Raw genomic sequence first — 17,079 nt, forward strand, 5'->3', positions numbered from 1 at the left:
GTCTCCCGGCGGCAATCATTACAGCTGGCCCGCGGCGGCCAGCTTCAGGTAGCTGTCGTCAAAGCGCAGTTTGCGGTTGGCGGCATCGCCGAGCGTGACATTGCCCGGGAAGGTCATGCCGATAAAGTCCGCGCTCTGCGCCCCCTCGCCCAGCAGACCTTTATCGAAGGAGAACTGCGCCACACGCTGCATGGTTTTCGCCAGATCCGGCGAGGCGATAAACGCCAGGGTGTCGGCTGGCGTCCAGAAAAGATGAGTGGTTTTGAGCTGCGCCTGGTAGCCGGCGAGATCGGTACCGGAGTCGGCGGCCATAGCGCTCAGCGCCTGGGTATCGCCGGCCTTCATTTTGGCCATCATTTCAAACCACGCGCCGGTCAGCGCTTTGCCCAGCGCCGGGTTATCTTTCAGGGTCTGGGTATTGACCACCATCATGTCGATGAGCTCGCCTGGCACCTGCGAGGAGCTAAACACTTCGCTGGTTTGCGGGGTCTTTTTGATAACCGACAGCTGTGGATTCCAGGCCACCGCCGCCCGCACGCCGCTGGTGCCAAAAGCCGAGACGATATCGGCATCGGAGGTATTCACCACCTTGACGTCTTTTTCCTGCAGCCCGGCTTTTTCCAGGCCGCGCACCAGCAGATAGTGGGAGACCGACAGCTCCGGGAGATACACCGACATCCCTTTCAGGTCGCTGAGCTTTTTATCCGCCCCTTTCAGCACCACCCCGTCGTTACCATCGGAGTAGCTGCCGGTGATCAGCGCCGTGCTGTCGACACCGCCGGCCGCCGGAATGGTCAGGGCGTCCATATTCGTCATCGTGCAGCCGTCAAACTGCCCGGCGGTGTACTGATTGATGGATTCGATGTAATCGTTGAGCTGAACAATATTGATTTTGATGCCGTACTTGCTGGCCCATTTATCGATGATCTTTTCATTGCTGATGGCGCCCCAGGGCATCCAGCCGGCGTAGATGGTCCAGCAGACGTTGAACTCTTTCTTGACGGCGGCAAAGGACGGGACGCTGGTCAATAGCGTCAGCGACAGGACAAGTGAGCGGAGGAGCGGCGATGTTTTCATGGTGGACCTCTGGTTAGCACGAGAAACGGAGCAGCGCGACACCCAACGGTGCTGCTGTCTCCCGGGCTTTTATCCCGCCGTGTAACCTCGCCGAGGTCGCCAGCTCTCGGACCAGACGTTCACCGCGGTGAACCGGAACCCTAGCCAGCTATTGTGTGATCTAAATTGTCTGTTGCGCTGCTTTCTGCCGATGGTCTTGCAAGCGTCATGCCAGGAGCCAGACAGCCGTGCTTTCAGTAATTTACCGCCAACCGGCGCATCGCCTCCCAAAAATGGGGAGTAAAAGTGGGGCATTGCATGGCTTTGGTGCAAAGGGAAAGCCCACCGCGTTCTGGACAACAACCGGCCGGGGATCATGGGGGATGAATCCTGTAGCTGATTATCATGGCGCGGGGTAAATGTTTGCCATTACGCCGCTTCGACATGAGGGGATGACGCAGGCGCTTCTCCCCTGTCCCGTCGCCAGGCGGGGATCATATTTTTACCGCCTGTTTTACCCGCCTGACGGTAAAGCATTTAAATGTTGAATACATACTAACGCTAAATCGCAGGCTTGTGCGTTTTAACGCACAGTGATAATATTGCGCCACGTTAAGTAGAGGGGTGGAATAAATTCACCATTCGTTAACTCAGAATGCTTGGCCTGTTAAATACAAGTTAAAATCACGCCAATGTTATTTAACACAGAGAGATTCCATGAAAATATTGCTGATGTTGCCCCCCCTTTTTCTGTTAAGTGGTTGTGTGGATCTGGGGGATGTGGGCATACACCCGGAAGAAGAAACCTATTACGTTAATCAGGGAAAAAATCAGGTGATTGATTGCCTTCATTATGCCGCTTCTAAAGCGAATTTATCGCTGGAATATGACGACACCCTTCCTGAAAACATCGATAAGTACAACCTGATGAATACTGAAAACACGACTGTCGCGTGGGTGGAAATCAGTAACTTCAACGGCAGGCAGACTTCAGTAGAATTTTATTATGCGCCGCATGCCCCGGATATACATCGGTCGGTCACTACCATTGCTGAACGGTGTACATAATGCCCGGATAACCAGAGACAGAGTTAAGCTGACAAGAAACGAATGATGAAAACCTTTCACCTTTTGCTAATAGCAGTGCTGGTGATTTCTGGCGAGTTACACGCTGATACTGTTTTTTATCAGGATAGCCGTTTTGTCGGGCACTCTCTTTTTACAGGCACCGTAAGCAAAGCGAAGCACCATAATAAATTAGCGATGAGTTTTGGTATTTGCCAACTGAGAAAAATCATCAGGAGCGTCACGGATAGCGACGCAAAAAAGACGCGTAAAGATTGTCCAATAACTGGCCAGTGTATCCCCCTCCCGGCAGACGCACCTCCCCCGTAAAATGAAATACGAGTGACCTACTTCAGATGAGCGTAGTGCTTGACACGGTTGATGTCTGCCGCGCACGCCCCTCATCATCCAGATGTTATGTTCATCTCGTAACACCTGACGGACGCCTGGTGTTACGCTAATGTCATATAATGCAGATCATCCACGCTCGGGATGGTGGTTATTTTGTTAAGCAGTCTTTACCGAAAGCGAGACGGACAAAAGGTATATTCAGTATTTCAGGATCGGCGCTGCTGAAGAACACGTTACCTGTTCGGCTTTCAATGGGTTTGTATTTTTTCAGCATCTCCATTTCAATACCCGTGCTCATAAATGACTTGCCATTTTTATCATACAAAAAGAAGCACATTTTGTTATCTTTGCCAGGTTCAATGCTTTTATCAGAGAAGTTATCAAGCGTAACTTTATAGGTCACCAGATACTTCGCCTCGCCGGTCACGCTATCCCATTCACTTCCGGCGGCCTCCTTTAGGGCAAAAATCTTGACCCCTGAAAAATAAGGATCAGGATTCTTTTTATCAATAGCCTGCACCGTTCCTGAGGCAGCGATGGCTACAGCCAGCGCAATACCTTTGGCAATATAATTATGCATTTCCCACCTCATTCAATTTACTATTAAGTGAACGCTACCATAGATCATGATATTGGTATTATCAATGATATTCTCCGTCATCACTATTTGATGAAAATCCAGCCTGTCATTATATTTAAACTTATAAATCAGCGCATTGAGAAAATAACCATTAAAATAATTCCAATGTGAATTTAATAAATTGTTAACTGTAACTTATTTTTCACTTATTTCTGCGTCATGTTTAAGCAGGGTTTATCTTCAACTTCATCAGCATGCGATTTAAAGCCGTTCGCACCGACCAGGTTAGCGCCTCCTGTATCTATAGCGTGAATATAATCAGCGATCAGGAAGAGGATAAACAGGTGGGTGCCTGTCCCCCGCCTGAATGCCATGCCTCTTTTTCCATTGGACCTACCATCGGCCTTGAGCCAATCAATAAGTGAAGCGCACAGCGATGACCCATTTGCACCGACTCAGTGCCGCCTGTTCACCATACTGAATCCCATCCCCTCCCACACTTCCATGTTAACTGTTTGTATATAAAGCACTATTTTAACTGGCACGTTTAATGCTCTGCGGTTGTATACAGCGATGTTGACAAGATCTCAGGCCAGGAGGCGACAACCCATAGCCACCTGCGGTCGCGACGCCAACGCCTTCTTCTCTCCGTGAAGCCTCCAGGGCGGATGCGTTTCACGGAAACCTGTTAACTGAAAACGGAGAACAACATGACGACACTCAGCGAACCGTTGGTTACCCCGAAATATGGCAAATGGCGCCAGCTGGTGCTGGGCCTGATCTGTATGGCCGCCATCTCCAGTCCGCAATATGTCTGGACGCTGCTGACGAAACCCCTGGCCGCAAAGCTGGGCGTCGGTCTGCCCGAGCTGCAGGTCACCTTCTCGCTGCTGATCATCCTCCAGACCTTCTTTTCGCCCTTTCAGGGGCGGTTAGTGGAGAAATTTGGCCCACGGCGGCTAATCGCTATCGGCACGGTGATGGCGGGAATGAGCTGGGTGCTTTCCGCACAGGTAAATGGCCTGGCGACGCTGTGGCTGGTTTATGGCTGCATGGGCGGCCTTGGAACCGGGATCGTCTACATCGGCGTTGTCGGCCTGATGGTCAAATGGTTTCCGCGGCAGCGGGGTTTCGCCGCCGGCGCGGTGGCGGCGGGCTACGGGATGGGGGCCATCATAACCACCTTCCCCATCTCCCTGTCGCTGACCACCAACGGCCTTGAACACACGATGACGACCTTCGGGGTCCTCTTCGCGCTCGTCGGCTTCCTCGCCAGTCAGGGACTGAAGCTGCCGCCGCCTGCTGTCTCTTTGCCCGTCAGCCAGACGGTGGCGCAGAGCAGCAGATCGTTTACCTCCCGGGAAATGCTGCGTCAACCGCTGTTCTGGCTGATGTTTGCCATGATGGCGATGATGTCGACTTCCGGGCTGATGGTCACTTCGCAGATGGCGGTGTTCGCCGAGGACTTCGGCATTAGCCAGGCGGTGGTGTTTGGCATGGCGGCCCTGCCGCTGGCGTTAACGATAGACCGCTTCACCAACGGTTTAACCCGGCCGCTGTTTGGTTTTATTTCCGACCGCTTCGGCCGCGAGCAAACCATGTTTATCGCCTTTGCGCTGGAGGGGGTGGCGATGACGCTCTGGCTGGCGTGCCGGGAAGATCCGCTGCTGTTTGTCCTGCTTTCCGGGGTGGTGTTCTTTGGCTGGGGGGAAATCTTCTCCCTCTTCCCGTCGACGCTCACCGATACCTTCGGCAGCGAACATGCCGCCAGCAACTATGGCTGGCTGTATATTTCTCAGGGCATCGGGTCAATCTTCGGCGGCCCGCTGGCGGCGTTGCTCTATCAGTACACCCACGGCTGGCATGTGGTTTTCAGCTGCGCCATTGGCCTGGATTTTGTCACCGCCGCCCTCGCGCTGTGGGTGCTAAAACCGTGGCGCGCGCGCTTTATCCGCCAGCATAGCTAACGACAACCCTGGCAGAAGTGACGGCCAGGCCGTCACTTCACTGATATTCGCTGCGCAGCAGCGCGTACAGATACTCATCGCCCCACTGGCCTTTAAAAAAGATATTCTGCCGGTAATGCGCCTCGCGACGAAAGCCCAGCCCTTCCAGGAGTTTGATCGCAGCGGTATTGCGGGTGTCTACCACCGCGATCAGCCGGTGATGGGCCAACGGTTCAAAGAGTAAGGCTATCACCGCCTGTATGGCTTCCCGGGCATACCCCTGATGCTGATACGCCGGGGAAAAGGTCATCCCCAGCTCGGCCTGTCTGCCCTGATCGAAAAAGTGGATCCCCACATCTCCCGCCAGCGCACCGTTGGCCTGGATCTCTACGGCAAGCTGGAACCAACTCTCATCCTCAGCAAAGGCCAGGGAACGCTGTTGTTCATAGAAGGCAGTCGCCTCTGCCATACCGTAATGGCTCCAGCTCTGAAAGCGGGCCACTTCCGGCAGGTTGCGATAGCGGCTGAAAGACGGCAGATCTTCCTTTCTGAACCGGCGCAGCAGCAGCCGGGGGGTGGTCAGGGGTAGCAACATCTCTTCTTCCTGGTGAGAGGGGCAATAGCGCGCCATCTTAACCTGCGCAGCCTGACGCCGCTAGCCGCATGGCGGTGCCTCCTCCCAGCGATAGATTTGAGTGGTGGCCAGCGCCAGCATGGCGAAATCTTCCGGCGTATCGCCGTAAGCGAAGATCGCTTCGTAATCGGTCAGGGCGTAGTTCGCCAGGATACGCGCCTTTTTGGCCAGGCCGCTGCAGTCTCCACCCTGATACTTTCCGGTCGCTGCCCCGTTTTGAAATTCCACTTCGCTGCACAGCAGCTCAAGATTATGCTGCTGGCACCACGGTCGAAGGTAGACATCCAGCGAGGCTGAGACCACCACCACGGTGTCCCCTCGCGCCTGATGCCAGGCTATACGCTGCATCGCGTTCTCCCGCAGCGTGCGGGGAATAAACGCCAGGCTATGATCGTTCCCACGCTGCAGGATCTCAGATTGCGATTTCCCGGCAAAAGCATAATGAAACACTTTTTGCCGGATGGCAGAGGCTGAAAGCCAGCCCATTTTCCAGGCGAGAATATAGGGCAACAGCCGCAGTTTGCCCCGACGAATGGCTTTCGCATCGAGGGAATGATAAATGAAAGGGGTAAACGTATCTTCGTGGGTTATCGTGCCATCGAAGTCAAAAAAGGCAATGTTCTTCTTCATCCTTGTCACCTTATACACCAATACCGGCGCCGCGCGAGGCGCGGCTGATTTACTTTTTGCCCGCCTGGCGGCAAGATCCGGCATAATGCACCGCTGTCGCAGGACAACCGGGTCACCGGCAGTCATGACAGCGAACCATTCGACAGGAAAACGCATGAAGCCAAAACAAGCGGACATTCTCCGCCACGCCAGCGCGCTGTTTAATCGCGAAGGATATCAGTCGCCCAGCATCGAGCGGATTGCTGAGCATGCCGGCATCTCCAAAATGACCTTCTACCGCTACTATGCCGATAAAGAGGCGCTCATTCTGGCTATCCTCCGGCAGAAAGAGAGCGAGTTTATGCAGGATCTGACGCAGATCACCGCGGATAAAGCCACCGCGCGGGAGAAGCTGTTCGCCGTGTTCGACTACTATCAGTGCTGGTTGACCTGCGAAACGTTCCACGGCTGCATGTTTACCCGCGCGCTGTTTGAATATGGCGCGTCATCGCCAGCGATCCGGGAGCAGTGCTCCCGGTTCAAATCGCGCCTGTGGCAGTTCTTCCGCGATATTTTGACTCGGGTATTAAAACCAGAGCCTGCCGAACGGGTCGCCATGATGATGGTGATGCTCATCGATGGCGCCATCGCCGCCCAGCAGGCCGAGTCCGCCGAATGCCGGGAGATCCCGCCGGGGACGACCGCCTGGAGCGCGGCCAAAGCGCTGATCTACTCAGAAGGCGGTATGCTGTGAGCTCATGCTGCCGTCCAGCGACTGCAGCGCCGCCAGCAGACCATCATAGTAATCGTTGCAGGTTTGCAGGCGCAGCGCGGCGCCAAAGTAGACCTCCTCCATCGCCGCCGGATGTTTTTTGCCAATCGGCACAATCACATTGTTCAGCCAACCGTCCGCATGGCCGATATCGACCGTGATATGTTCGGCATAGTAATGCACGTCGCGATCGCTAAGCCCAATCCGCCGACAGCCCGCCACCAGTTTTTCATACTGCGGCGGGTCGAGCAGTTCGGTCATCGCCATCACCCCCAGCGATTTGTAGTAATGCTGACGATTTACGCCGCCGAGCATAAAGGCGTTATACCCGGCCAGCCCCTGCCACTCATAAAGATGGGCAAAATGATTGTCCGGTAAGGCGATATTCCGCCGCTTCAGTAAATCCTTATACAGATTGACGTGGGTGATCTCAGTGCTGCCCTGGCCTATCTCATCCCACAGATTTTGCGCAATCTCGGCGCGGGTTTCCGGCAACGAGCCCACCAGCCCCATCGCCACCAGATCGAAGAAAAGCAGATTCAGCGCGCTGTCGCTTTTGAAGAAATAGTCGATTTGCGCCGCGGAGGCCTCGCTGGCAAGGAAATCGAACAGCGGATGATGAGACGCCGGGTGCTGCTGGCATAAGGCGCGCAGTTCGTCGACGATATTGCCGGCATTGAGCACCGGCCTCTGGCGGTGGAAACGTTTGCTTTCCGCCCGCAGCCACTCAGACTCAATGTAATTTCGGATCCCGGAGAGCAGCGGATGAAACTGATTGGCAGCCGCCGGCGAGAGCGGGTCGGCAAGCCAGGACTGATAAAGGATGAACAGCGCATGGTGCGCGCGCTTTTTGGCCTGCGGATCGTCAGCGGAGAAGGCGCGGATGCAGGTATTCTCCGTCAGATGCCAGGCTCTGTCGGCGACCAGCGGATTGGCCGTCAGCTTCAGCGACAGCGCGTTGCTGTGCAGAAGCTGGTCAATTAACTCATCCAGCGCCAGCCTGGCTATCACCGCGGTTTGGTCACTACCAATGACCCCATTGTCGGTATTACGCATGAATTTATCCCTGTGAAATGCATGGCGACTATACGGTATAGTACCGCTCACAACGCGGCAACGTAAATTTCAACCACATCGTTAATGCACTGTTTATTAACTATTTTAAATAAACATAACAATAGACACTAAAATAGTGTTGATATTATAAAAATAATAACGTTACCATTCCGTACAGTGACAAACGACACAAGGAATCACGATGCCCTATCTGTTACTGACGCTGGCCGCCCTCTTCTGGGGTGGGAATTACGTTGTCGGTCACGTGCTGGTTCAGGGCGTGGATCCGATCCTGATGACCGAAGCGCGGTGGGCGTTAACGGCGCTGCTGCTGGGCCTGCTCTACCGCCGACAGATTGCCGGCAGTCGTCATCTGCTGCGGGAAAACGCCCCGGCGGTGCTGGTGCTCACCCTCTGCGGTCAGGTCAGTTTCCCGCTCACGCTCTATATCGGTCTGCAAACCACCTCCGCCCTCAACGCCGCCATCTATATGTCCGCCACGCCGAGCATGGTGCTGCTGATTAACCGGCTGATTTTTCGCGACCCGGTATCGGCCCGCAACTGGCTGGGGGTGGTCTTCAGCACCCTCGGCGTGATGATCCTCTTATTCCAGGGCAACCCGCTGCATGCCGCCTCGCTGCATACCTTTTCCGTCGGCGATCTGTGGGCGATGGGGTCGGCGCTGAGCTGGGCGCTCTATTGTTCGCTGTTACGTCTGAAGGACCGCCGGATCCCGGCGAATGGCTTTGTCGCCGTCAGCTCGCTGCTCGGCGCCCTGCTCCTGCTGCCGATCGTCGCCTTCTGGCTGATGCGCCACCCGGCGCAGGACTGGGATGCCTGGCGCGAGCCGTTTTTCCTCAGCGGGCTGGCTTATCTGGTGATTTTTCCGTCATGGCTGGCCTATCTGTTCTGGAATAAAGGGATCGCCACCATCGGCGCCACGCGGGGGGAGATTTACACCCACATCATCCCCCTCTCGGGAGGCGTGTTAAGCATCCTCTTCCTGCATACCCAGCCCCATGCCTGGCACCTGTTCAGCGCGCTGTTCATTATGCTGGGGATTGGCATCTGCTCGCTGGAAAAACGCCAGGCGGCGACGGTTCGCCTGCGCGGTTAGCGTGTCTGCCGGGCGCCTGATTACGCCCGGCGTCAGCCCTTAACGGCTGGTGGAGAGCGGCTGGTGACGCGCCGCTCCGGCAGGTTGCGCCACCCGGCCCTCGCGGCCAAAGAAGGTGAGAATGGTAATGACGATCGCCACCGTCCCGGCCACCAGGGCCATCGCCAGGCCGTAGTTATGCCCGTGGTGCTGGGCAATGGAGGCCTGCAGGGTGGCATTCACCGAGGCCAGCAGATTCCCCAGCTGATAGACGAAACCGGGCAGCACCGCCCGGGTGTTGGCCGGGACCAGTTCGTTGAGCCAGGTCGGGATCACCCCCCAGGCGCCCTGCACCATAAACTGCATCAGAAACGCCCCGGCCCCCAGCGCCAGCGAGCCGCTGGCGAAAGCCCACAGCGGGATCACCGGCAGCGCCAGCAGAGCGGCGATCATAATCGCTTTGCGCCGGCCAATCTTCTCCGACAGTGAGCCGAAGAACACCCCGCCGATGATTGAGGCGATGTTGTAGCACACCGCGATAATGCTGACCGTTTCCGGCGCAAACCCGTGCTGGACTTTCAAAAATACCGGGTAGAGATCCTGCGTCCCATGGGAGAAGAAGTTAAAGGCCGCCATCAGCACCACCAGGTACAGGCACAGCTTCCAGTGGCTACGCAGCACCGGCAGCAGAGCCGTGCTCGCTTTACTCTGCCGGGCCGCCAGCCAGACCGGGGACTCCTCGACGCAGAAATAGATAAACGGCAACAGCAGCACCGGGGCGGCGCCAATGACAAACATCCCGCGCCAGCCGAGCTGTGCAAACAGCAGCCCGTAGGCCACGGCCGCCAGCAGATAGCCGAAGGGATACCCCGCCTGGAACAGACCGGACATCAGGCCGCGCGAGCGGTCGGGGATCGTCTCCATCGCCAGCGACGAAGCCACGCCCCAGATCCCGCCCATCGCCACGCCGTACAGCACCCGCAGCAGAAAAAACAGCATCAACGACGGCGCCGCGGCGGAGAGCAGCTCAAAGGCGGAGAAGAACACGATATTGAGCATCAGGATCGGTTTGCGGCCAAACTTTTCCGCCGCCCTGCCGAAGATCAATGCGCCGACGGGCCGCACGGCCAGGGTCAGCAGAATCGCCAGGGTGACCTCTTCGAGGTCGACGTGAAAGGAGTGGGCGATATCGCTCAGTAAAAAAACCAACAGGAAAAAGTCGAAAGCATCGAGCGTCCAGCTTAAAAAACTGGCGATCGCCGCATTGCGCTGTCGTGAAGTCCAGCCGTGCATCTTGTCATCCCTATCCCGACGGCGTTGCCGGGAGCTTGCGCGGCGTCCGGCAGAGCAGGCTGGTGTCACCGCTTGTGTAAATTGTTTGTATAGAAAGTTGCTCTTTTGTTAATTACACCCCTTTTCCGGCCGTCGGCAAGTTTATTAGCACGCTAATTTGTTTCAAATTGCGTGCGACGGCCCACCGGTTCGCTAATTTTCGACCAGAATTAAGGGCAGGCTGGCTTCAGTGCACTGCCCCGATGCCGTATCCACCCACAGGAAGGGAGAGAATCATGAAGAGAATCGCCATCGTCGGCGCCGGGCCGACGGGGATTTACACCTTGTATGAACTGGTGAGGCGCGGTGAGCCGCTATCGATCGCGCTGTTTGAAAAAGAGGCGCAGGCCGGGGTCGGTATGCCCTACAGCGACGATAATACCGCGGCGCAGATGCTGGCCAACATCGCCAGCATTGAGATCCCCCCTATCGACCTGACCTATCTGCAATGGCTGCAGCAGCAGAGCGATGACTGGCTGGCGGCGCGCGGTCTTGAACGGCACGCGCTGGATGAGCGCCAGTTTCTGCCACGGGTGATCCTCGGCGAGTACTACCGCGACCGCTTTCTGTATCTTGTCCAACGGGCCAGAGACGCGGGCTTCGTGGTGAACGTTTGCGAGTCCTGTGAGGTCACGGATATTGCGGTGCAGCCCGTCGGGATCGCCATCCACACCGACAGCGCGGCGCAGCCGGTTATCGTCGATCTGGTGGTGATAGCCACCGGCCATTTGTGGCCTGAAGAAGAACGCGCCAGCCGGCAATACTTCCCCAGCCCGTGGACCGGCCTGATGGAGGCCCGCATCGCCCCCTGTCGGGTGGGGATCCTCGGGACCTCCTTAAGCGCGATTGATGCCGCCGTGGCGGTTGTAGCCCGCCACGGCGTTTTCCATACTGAACACGACAAAACGACCCATTTTTCCCTGCATCCCGGCAGCGAAGCGCTGGAGATCACGCTGATGTCACGCAACGGCGTGCTGCCGGAGGCCGATTTCTACTGCCCGATCCCGTGGGAGCCGCTGGAGATCGCCACCCCTGCCGCCCTTGAGGCGGCCGTCGCTCAGGGTAGCGACGGCCTGCTGGAGCGGGTGTTTCAGCTGATCGTCCAGGAACTGGAATATGCCGCCCCGGCCTGGTGCCAGGCGATGGGGCTGCGCCAGCTGACGCCTGACAGCATCGCCGACGCCTGGTTTGCCGACCGTCTCACCCATGACCCCTTCCAGTGGGCGCAGCGCAATCTGCAGGAGGTGGAGCGCAATAAGCGCGAGCGCCACACGGTGCCCTGGCGCTATGCCATTCTCCGCCTGCACGAGGCGATTGAAACCGTGGTGCCGCAGCTCAACGACGAGGACAGCCGTCGCTTCCGCCAGGGGCTCGCCCGCGTGTTTATTGATAACTACGCCGCGATCCCGCCGGAGTCCATTCGCCGCCTGCTGGCCCTGCACCGGGCGGGCATTCTGCGCATTGTGGCGCTGGGTGAGGATTACGATCTGCAGCGCGAGTCTGACCGGACGCTGATTGTCCATCATCAGCAGCGCTGTGAATTCGATGTCTTTATCGATGCCCGCGGACAGAAAGCGCTGAAAACCCGGGATCTGCCCTTTCCTTCACTGCGCCAGCAGCTGCTGGCCTGCGGCGACGCTATTCCGGACGTTGGCGATGACTACACGCTGCAGGCGCCGGAGGCAGTGCGCGGCCGGGTCGCCTTCGGCGCCCTTCCCTGGCTGATGCACGATCGCCCCTTTATCCAGGGGCTGACGGCCAGCGCCGAGATTGGCAGCGCAATGGCCCGCGCGGTGTCACAGCAGGCAACCGGCCGGCGGCGCCGTCTCTGGTTTATCGACTAGCGGGACGTTTAAACGCAATATCCGAATAAAGGGGGGCTGGCAGGCGTGCTATAAACAGTGGCTGTTCGCCCCCGAGCAAGACCACGTCTAACATTTACGAGGTACTCATGAGTCATCTTTTTAGCGCGACGCGTATTGGTCAGTTGACGCTGGATAACCGTATCGTTATCGCCCCCATGTGTCAGTACTCTGCTGACGAGGGGAAGGCGACGTCCTGGCACCGGATCCATCTCGGGCAGCTGGCGTTCTCCGGCGCCGGCCTGTTAATTCTGGAAGCCACGGCGGTAGAGCCGGCGGGACGTATCTCGCCGGGGGATCTGGGGCTGTGGGATGATGAAACCGAAAACGCCCTGCGCGCCGTGGTGGAGGATATCCGGGCCTGGTCACCGATCCCTCTGGGGATCCAGCTGGGGCATGCCGGGCGCAAGGCCTCCTGCGCGGCCCCCTGGCAGGGTGGCCATCAGCTGGCGCTCAACCAGGGCGGCTGGCAGACCGTCGCCCCCTCCGCGGTGGCGTTTCACGACGGCGATCGCGCCCCGGCCGAGCTGAGCCATGCCGATCTGGCGCGCATCAAAGCGGCCTTTGTCGCCAGCGCATTGCGCGCCCAACGCCTGGGCTTTGAGCTGATTGAGCTGCACGCCGCCCACGGCTATCTGCTGCACCAGTTTCTCTCGCCGCTCAGCAATCAGCGCCGGGACGAGTATGGCGGTTCGCTGGAAAACCGCATGCGCTATCCGCTGGAAGTGTTTAAGGCAATCCGCGAGGCGGTGGGCAACGCCATGGCGGTGGGCGTCAGGTTGTCGGCTACCGACTGGGTCGAAGGCGGCTGGGACGGCGAGCAATCCATTCAGTTCAGTCAGCAGCTGGAAGCGCTGGGCAGCGACTATATCCATGTCTCCAGCGGCGGATTGTCGCCGCAGCAGGCAATCACCGTCGGGCCGGGGTATCAGTTGCCTTTCGCCCGCGACATTCGCGAGCAGGTAGCCATCCCGGTGATTGGCGTGGGACTGATCACCGACCCGCAGCAGGCGGAAGCGGCGCTGGAGAATGGCGATGCCGACCTGATCGCCCTCGCCCGCGCGGTGCTCTACGATCCGCACTGGCCATGGCACGCCGCGGCCAGCCTTGGCGCCCAGGTTCGCGTACCTTCGCAATATCTGCGCTCCGAGCCGCACGGCCTGAAAGGCACCCTGCTTCCAAACCGCTGAACCCGGAACGGGCATCAAAAAGGGGTATCGTAAGATACCCCTGAGCAGGATGTTAATGCCGTCCTATGTGCCGGGCGGCGGCAACGCCTTGCCCGGCCTACAATACCCGATCATTGCGCAGCCAACTCGCCCCGCTTGCAGGCCCGCGCAAGCGCCGCGCCGCCGGGCGCGATATCAGGCTCCACGCCCTGTTTTAACGGACGGCGGCTGGCCAGGCAAACACCGCAAGTTACTGCTGGGCGGCCGGTGGCGTAGCGTTCTGTTTATCCTTCGCGATACTGTCCTGAATGGCTTTGGTTTTGCTCGCCGCTTCCGCCGAAAGCTGATTGGCATCGCCGATGGCGTTGTCTTTGATCTGACCCGCCTCTTTGACGATGCGGTCACTTTCCTGCTTTGCGTTCTGCTTCACCGCATCGGCCTGGGCTTTCGCCTGCTCGGCGATGGCATCCGCTTTCTTGTCCGCCTCCGCCTTGATGGCGCTGGCCTGATCCTTCAGACGATCGGCCTCGGCGTCGGCCTGGCTTTTCAGCGTATCAATTTGCTTATCCGCATCCTGCTTAATCGCCTGGGCTTTGTCCGCCGCGGCATCCTTCATCTGCTCCGCATTATCTTTGGCCTTATCCAGTTTGTTATCTACTTTCGACGCATCGTCGCAGCCAAACAGGGTCAGGCACAGTGCGGAAGCGAGCAGTGTTTTATTCCAGAGTTTCATCAGCATTCCCTTACAGGTTGAGTCATTATCCAGCCTTGTGATTTATTGCCTTAATAGCATTCACATTTTATATATAAACGCTCAGCCAGCAGAGTCAAGCCGGCGGCGTCCGCGCCAGGGTCGCCACCAGCCCCTGCAGCCAGTCGGCAAAGACCCGCACCTTGTGCGAAAGATGCCGGTGCGGATAGAGCAGCGACAGCGGCCGACGCGGCGCCGGAAAGTCCGGCCGAATTTCCACCAGCTGGCCGGGAATGGCGGCCCGACGGGGTCTGGAATCGCCAGGGCATAATCTGAACGGCAACCGGCGCGATCAGGCGTCGGCCACCTGCTCTACCGCCCGGGAGAACGCGTCGATGGCCAGCCCGACGTCGGCGGTGGTGACCGATTCCGCCGGGTGATGGCTGACGCCCCCCAGGCAGCGCACAAACAGCATGGCCGATGGCCAGCGCTCGGCGATGGCGATGGCGTCATGCCCTGCGCCGCTCGGCAGCGTCAGCGACCGCCCCTGCACTGCCACCACCGCCTCGCTCAGCACCGCCTGCAGCTGGCTGTCGCAGGCGGTGGCGGCGATGCGATAATACTCCTCGGCGCTGAAGCTCAGCTGGCGGCGCCCGACAATGGCCTGCGCCTCCGCCAGCACCTCCTCCAGCAGCGCCGCCAGCGGCGCATCCTGCGGGCCGCGAATATCCAGCGTCAGCTGCACCTCGCCCGGTATCACGTTCACCGCGCCCGGCGCACAGCGCAGGGTGCCGACCGTCGCCACCAGATTGCCGCCGCGCTGCCGGGTCAGGCTTTCCACCTGCACCATCCATTCCGCCGCCGCGGCGAGCGCGTCCTTACGATGGAGCATTGGCACCGTGCCGGCATGGCCGGCTTCGCCGGTAAAGCGGCAGTTCAGGCGGCGGGCGCCGTTAATCGCCTCCACTACGCCGAGCGCCAGACCCGCCTGCTCCAGGCACGGCCCCTGCTCGATATGCAGTTCCAGATAGGCGGCGATATCCTGCGGGCGGCGGGCGGCATGGGCGATCCGCGCCGGATCGAGCCCGGCATTCACCAGCGCCTGGGCGACGCTCACCCCGTCGGCATCGCACTGCGACAGCCAGCTTTCGGGCCAGGTGCCGGTGACGCCGCGGCTGCCAAGCAGGGTGATGCCGAAGCGGGTGCCCTCTTCATCGCCAAAACCGACGATCTCGATAGCCTTTGCCAGCCGTCGCCCTTGCTGGTGCAGACGCTGCACCACCTCAATCGCCGTCAGCACGCCGAGCATGCCATCGTAGCGCCCGGCGTTGCGCACGGTGTCAAGATGAGAGCCCAGCAGCACCGCCGGCGCGCCCTCCTGCACGCCTTCATAGCGACCGCAGATGTTGCCGACGCTGTCCTGCCACACCATCATACCGGCGGCCTGCATCCACTGACCCACCAGCTGGTTGGCCTGCAGATGCTCCGGCGACAGATAGACCCGGGTCAGGGCGTCGGCGGTTTCGCTGAGGGCGGCCAGCTGGTCGGCCCGCGCCATTACCCGGCTGGCGGCCACCTCTCTCTCCGCCTGCTGGCGGACGGTATCACTCATAGGTTGCCCTCGGTGCGGTAGTGATCCCAGGCCGCCTGCATCGCCGCGCCCTGAGTGGTGGTGAACTTGAGGTAGTTCAGCACCGCCTCCAGCGCACTGAGGGTCTGCATCACACAGTCTTTACGCGCGTTATAGCCCATGGTGCCAATGCGCCAGACTTTACCGTGCAGCGGGCCGAACGAGGTGCCAATCTCAATGCCGAAATCTTCCAGCATCAGCTTACGCACCTGGTCGCCGTTGACCCCGTTGGGGATCACCACCCCCAGCACGTTATTCATTTTGTGCCGCAGGTCGCCAAAGGTCTCAAGACCCATCGCCTGGATCCCTTTCAGCAGCGCGTCGCCGTGCAGCTTGTGGCGGGCGATGCCGTTGTCGAGTCCCTCCTGAAGGATCAGGCGCGCGCACTCCCGGGCGGCGAACAGCGCCGAGGTCGCTTCGGTGTGGTGGTTAAGGCGCTCCGGCCCCCAGTAATCCATCACCATCCCGAGATCGAAATAGTTGGAGTAGATCATCTCGTCGACGCCATCGTGGTGGGCGTCGGTGCGGATCCCCTGCTCAATGCAGCGGCGGCGGCGGATCGCCTCTTCCATCCGCGGGCTGAGGGTAATGGGCGAGGTGCCGGAGGGGCCGCCCAGGCACTTCTGCATCCCGGCGGACACCGCGTCCAGCTGCCAGGCGTCGGTTTCCAGCGGGTTGCCGCCGAGCGACGCGGTGGCGTCAGTATAGAACAGCACGTCGTGGCGACGACAAATCTCCCCCAGCTCCGCCAGCGGCTGCAGCATGGTGGTCGAGGTATCGCCCTGCACGGTAAGCAGCAGGCGCGGGCGCACGCGCTTGATCGCGTCCTCAACCTGGTCCGGGGTAAAGACTTCCCCCCACGGCACCTCGATGGTGTGTACCTCTGCCCGGCAACGGCGCGCAATCTCGCACAGCAGGTGGCCAAACCGGCCGAACACTGGCACCAGCACCTTGTCGCCCGGACGGATCGCCGACACCAGGATCGCTTCGATACCAGCGCGGGAGGTACCGTCCACCAGCATCGTCCAGCGGTTTTCGGTGCGAAACACGCCGCGGTAGAGCGCCATCACTTCATTCATATAGTGGGTCATCGCCGGATCGTACTGCCCCACCAGCTGGCTCGCCATGGCGCGCAGCACACGCGGGTCGGCGTTGATCGGCCCCGGCCCCATCAGCAGGCGCTGCGGCGGGTTAATTTGCGAAAACTGAGTGATATCCATCTGCCATTCC

At 59.2% G+C, this 17,079-nt stretch carries 15 protein-coding genes, 2 pseudogenes and 1 riboswitch; of the genes and pseudogenes, 7 read left to right on the forward strand and 10 right to left on the reverse strand.

Going from position 1 to position 17,079, the window contains the following annotated elements; translation table 11 throughout:
• Positions 1-18: 18 nt before the first annotated feature.
• A complete protein-coding gene (locus ABLV04_RS20460) occupies positions 19-1,077 on the reverse strand; it encodes a putative urea ABC transporter substrate-binding protein (RefSeq protein WP_032452903.1) in 1,059 nt (352 codons plus the stop codon).
• Positions 1,078-1,133: 56 nt separating this feature from the next.
• A riboswitch (guanidine-I (ykkC/yxkD leader) is annotated at positions 1,134-1,232 on the reverse strand.
• Between the two features lie 541 nt (positions 1,233-1,773).
• On the opposite strand from ABLV04_RS20460, the gene ABLV04_RS20465 reads away from it, so the two are divergent.
• Complete coding sequence (locus ABLV04_RS20465) at positions 1,774-2,124, forward strand: hypothetical protein (RefSeq protein ID WP_044523307.1); 351 nt, start codon at positions 1,774-1,776, stop codon at positions 2,122-2,124.
• A gap of 42 nt (positions 2,125-2,166) precedes the next feature.
• Entirely contained in the window at positions 2,167-2,451 is a 285-nt protein-coding gene (locus ABLV04_RS20470) for a hypothetical protein (RefSeq protein ID WP_348816136.1), read from the forward strand.
• A gap of 169 nt (positions 2,452-2,620) precedes the next feature.
• On the opposite strand, the gene ABLV04_RS20475 is transcribed toward ABLV04_RS20470, so the two are convergent.
• On the reverse strand, positions 2,621-3,052 hold the full coding sequence (locus ABLV04_RS20475) for a DUF4354 family protein (protein WP_032452906.1): 432 nt from the start codon (positions 3,050-3,052) through the stop codon (positions 2,621-2,623).
• Between the two features lie 710 nt (positions 3,053-3,762).
• On the opposite strand from ABLV04_RS20475, the gene oxlT reads away from it, so the two are divergent.
• Positions 3,763-5,019: an oxalate/formate MFS antiporter gene (gene oxlT, locus ABLV04_RS20480; RefSeq protein WP_050534108.1), complete on the forward strand. Its 1,257-nt coding sequence runs from the start codon at positions 3,763-3,765 to the stop codon at positions 5,017-5,019.
• Positions 5,020-5,056: 37 nt separating this feature from the next.
• On the opposite strand, the gene ABLV04_RS20485 is transcribed toward oxlT, so the two are convergent.
• Together ABLV04_RS20485 and ABLV04_RS20490 are read right to left on the reverse strand one after the other, a co-directional pair.
• A complete protein-coding gene (locus ABLV04_RS20485; RefSeq protein WP_165453638.1) occupies positions 5,057-5,629 on the reverse strand; it encodes a GNAT family protein in 573 nt (190 codons plus the stop codon).
• Between the two features lie 24 nt (positions 5,630-5,653).
• Entirely contained in the window at positions 5,654-6,262 is a 609-nt protein-coding gene (locus tag ABLV04_RS20490; RefSeq protein WP_180265922.1) for an HAD-IB family hydrolase, read from the reverse strand.
• Positions 6,263-6,416: 154 nt separating this feature from the next.
• Between ABLV04_RS20490 and ABLV04_RS20495 the strand changes: the two genes are divergently transcribed.
• Entirely contained in the window at positions 6,417-6,995 is a 579-nt protein-coding gene (locus ABLV04_RS20495) for a TetR/AcrR family transcriptional regulator (protein ID WP_180265921.1), read from the forward strand.
• On the opposite strand, the pseudogene ABLV04_RS20500 reads toward ABLV04_RS20495, so the two are convergent.
• Positions 6,971-8,069 (reverse strand): annotated as a pseudogene (locus tag ABLV04_RS20500) (iron-containing redox enzyme family protein). The gene ABLV04_RS20495 and the pseudogene ABLV04_RS20500 overlap by 25 nt on opposite strands.
• A 202-nt stretch (positions 8,070-8,271) precedes the next feature.
• Between ABLV04_RS20500 and ABLV04_RS20505 the strand changes: the two are divergent.
• On the forward strand, positions 8,272-9,186 hold the full coding sequence (locus ABLV04_RS20505; protein ID WP_023289745.1) for a DMT family transporter: 915 nt from the start codon (positions 8,272-8,274) through the stop codon (positions 9,184-9,186).
• Positions 9,187-9,225: 39 nt separating this feature from the next.
• On the opposite strand, the gene ABLV04_RS20510 is transcribed toward ABLV04_RS20505, so the two are convergent.
• Positions 9,226-10,458, reverse strand: a complete 1,233-nt coding sequence (locus ABLV04_RS20510; protein ID WP_023289746.1) for an MFS transporter — start codon at positions 10,456-10,458, stop codon at positions 9,226-9,228.
• A 275-nt stretch (positions 10,459-10,733) separates the two neighbouring features.
• Here ABLV04_RS20510 and ABLV04_RS20515 point away from each other — a divergent pair, with 275 nt between their 5' ends.
• Positions 10,734-12,341 (forward strand): FAD-NAD(P)-binding protein, encoded by a 1,608-nt coding sequence (locus tag ABLV04_RS20515; protein ID WP_180265919.1) that lies wholly within the window; start codon positions 10,734-10,736, stop codon positions 12,339-12,341.
• A gap of 107 nt (positions 12,342-12,448) precedes the next feature.
• Positions 12,449-13,549: an NADH:flavin oxidoreductase/NADH oxidase gene (locus ABLV04_RS20520; protein WP_023289748.1), complete on the forward strand. Its 1,101-nt coding sequence runs from the start codon at positions 12,449-12,451 to the stop codon at positions 13,547-13,549.
• A 229-nt stretch (positions 13,550-13,778) separates the two neighbouring features.
• Here ABLV04_RS20520 and ABLV04_RS20525 read toward each other — a convergent pair whose 3' ends face one another.
• The 4 genes and pseudogenes from ABLV04_RS20525 to ABLV04_RS20540 form a co-directional block, all read right to left on the reverse strand.
• Positions 13,779-14,267 carry a hypothetical protein gene (locus tag ABLV04_RS20525; protein WP_032452914.1) on the reverse strand — a complete coding sequence of 163 codons (489 nt, stop codon included), beginning with the start codon at positions 14,265-14,267 and terminating at the stop codon, positions 13,779-13,781.
• Positions 14,268-14,355: 88 nt separating this feature from the next.
• Positions 14,356-14,508: pseudogene (locus ABLV04_RS20530) on the reverse strand (LysR family transcriptional regulator); the annotation flags it as partial.
• Between the two features lie 63 nt (positions 14,509-14,571).
• Positions 14,572-15,831 (reverse strand): allantoate amidohydrolase, encoded by a 1,260-nt coding sequence (hpxK, locus tag ABLV04_RS20535; RefSeq protein ID WP_180265918.1) that lies wholly within the window; start codon positions 15,829-15,831, stop codon positions 14,572-14,574.
• Complete coding sequence (locus tag ABLV04_RS20540) at positions 15,828-17,069, reverse strand: alanine--glyoxylate aminotransferase family protein (protein WP_023289753.1); 1,242 nt, start codon at positions 17,067-17,069, stop codon at positions 15,828-15,830. The genes hpxK and ABLV04_RS20540 overlap by 4 nt, the downstream gene beginning before the upstream one ends.
• Positions 17,070-17,079 lie beyond the last annotated feature (10 nt).

Source organism: Klebsiella sp. JN_Kp127 (genome assembly GCF_040062505.1).
GTDB lineage: Bacteria > Pseudomonadota > Gammaproteobacteria > Enterobacterales > Enterobacteriaceae > Klebsiella > Klebsiella quasipneumoniae.

Coding starts and splice junctions, on each gene's coding strand:
- ABLV04_RS20510 (WP_023289746.1), bottom strand. CDS start 10,458: ATGCACGGCTGGACTTCACGACAGCGCAATGCGGCGATCGCCAGTTTT.
- ABLV04_RS20520 (WP_023289748.1), top strand. CDS start 12,449: ATGAGTCATCTTTTTAGCGCGACGCGTATTGGTCAGTTGACGCTGGAT.
- ABLV04_RS20465 (WP_044523307.1), top strand. CDS start 1,774: ATGAAAATATTGCTGATGTTGCCCCCCCTTTTTCTGTTAAGTGGTTGT.
- ABLV04_RS20505 (WP_023289745.1), top strand. CDS start 8,272: ATGCCCTATCTGTTACTGACGCTGGCCGCCCTCTTCTGGGGTGGGAAT.
- ABLV04_RS20485 (WP_165453638.1), bottom strand. CDS start 5,629: ATGGCGCGCTATTGCCCCTCTCACCAGGAAGAAGAGATGTTGCTACCC.
- ABLV04_RS20475 (WP_032452906.1), bottom strand. CDS start 3,052: ATGCATAATTATATTGCCAAAGGTATTGCGCTGGCTGTAGCCATCGCT.
- ABLV04_RS20515 (WP_180265919.1), top strand. CDS start 10,734: ATGAAGAGAATCGCCATCGTCGGCGCCGGGCCGACGGGGATTTACACC.
- oxlT (WP_050534108.1), top strand. CDS start 3,763: ATGACGACACTCAGCGAACCGTTGGTTACCCCGAAATATGGCAAATGG.
- ABLV04_RS20490 (WP_180265922.1), bottom strand. CDS start 6,262: ATGAAGAAGAACATTGCCTTTTTTGACTTCGATGGCACGATAACCCAC.
- ABLV04_RS20540 (WP_023289753.1), bottom strand. CDS start 17,069: ATGGATATCACTCAGTTTTCGCAAATTAACCCGCCGCAGCGCCTGCTG.
- hpxK (WP_180265918.1), bottom strand. CDS start 15,831: ATGAGTGATACCGTCCGCCAGCAGGCGGAGAGAGAGGTGGCCGCCAGC.
- ABLV04_RS20495 (WP_180265921.1), top strand. CDS start 6,417: ATGAAGCCAAAACAAGCGGACATTCTCCGCCACGCCAGCGCGCTGTTT.
- ABLV04_RS20460 (WP_032452903.1), bottom strand. CDS start 1,077: ATGAAAACATCGCCGCTCCTCCGCTCACTTGTCCTGTCGCTGACGCTA.
- ABLV04_RS20525 (WP_032452914.1), bottom strand. CDS start 14,267: ATGCTGATGAAACTCTGGAATAAAACACTGCTCGCTTCCGCACTGTGC.
- ABLV04_RS20470 (WP_348816136.1), top strand. CDS start 2,167: ATGATGAAAACCTTTCACCTTTTGCTAATAGCAGTGCTGGTGATTTCT.